The 877-nt window shown below is 70.1% G+C and carries 1 protein-coding gene; it reads left to right on the top strand.

Going from position 1 to position 877, the window contains the following annotated elements:
* Positions 1-877, top strand: an 877-nt coding sequence (locus tag VTU_RS34090) for an Ig-like domain-containing protein (RefSeq protein WP_010108842.1), incomplete at both ends; no start/stop codon positions are given.

Raw genomic sequence — 877 nt, 5'->3', positions numbered from 1 at the left:
ACACCACGCGGCCGGGCGCGAGCATCACGCTGGCCGACACCCAGCTCACGGCCGGCCAAACCACCACCGTCCGCTTTGCCTTCAGCGAAACCGTCAACGGATTCACCGCCGCCGACGTCGTGCTCAGCGACGCCAACGGCACGCTCGGCCCGCTCACGGCGAATGCCGACGGCAAAACCTGGAGCGCCACCTTCACGCCCACGGCCAATGTCGAGGACAGCAGCAACACCATCCGCGTGAACCTTGCCGGCGTGAGCAACGCCGCAGGCAACGCCGGCGCAGACCACGCGAGCAGCGCCAACTACCGCGTGGACACCCTGCGGCCCAGCGCCACCATCACGCTCGCCGACACGCGCCTGAGCGCCGGCGAGAGCACCACCGTGACCTTCGCCTTCAGCGAGGCCGTCACCGGCTTTGACGCCAGCGACGTCGTGCTCAGCGAGGCCAGCGGCACGCTGGGGCCGCTTGCGGCCGGCAGTGACGGCAAAACCTGGACGGCAACTTTCACGCCAACGGCCAACGCCAACGCCGCAAGCAACCGCATCAGCGTGAACCTCGCGGGCGTTGCCGACGCCGCAGGCAACGCCGGTGTGGGCAACGCCTCCAGCGCCCAGTACAGCGTGCACACCGCGGGCCCCACGGCGAGCATCACGGTGGCCGACGACGCGCTCACCACGGGCGAGACGACGACCGTCAGCTTCACCTTCAACGAACCCGTCACCGGCCTGGACGCCAGCGACGTCGTGCTCAGCGACGCCAACGGCACGCTGGGCCCGATCACGCCGAACGCCGCGCGCACGGTCTGGACGGCCATCTTCACGCCCACGGCCCACGTCAGCGACGCGACGAACACCATCGGCCTGAACCTCGCCGGCGT

This window comes from Verminephrobacter aporrectodeae subsp. tuberculatae At4 (assembly GCF_000193225.1).
In the GTDB taxonomy this organism is placed as follows: domain Bacteria; phylum Pseudomonadota; class Gammaproteobacteria; order Burkholderiales; family Burkholderiaceae_C; genus Acidovorax; species Acidovorax aporrectodeae.
The sequence above is the reverse complement of the archived record's forward strand: the minus strand, read 5'-3'. Positions and strand labels throughout refer to the sequence as shown.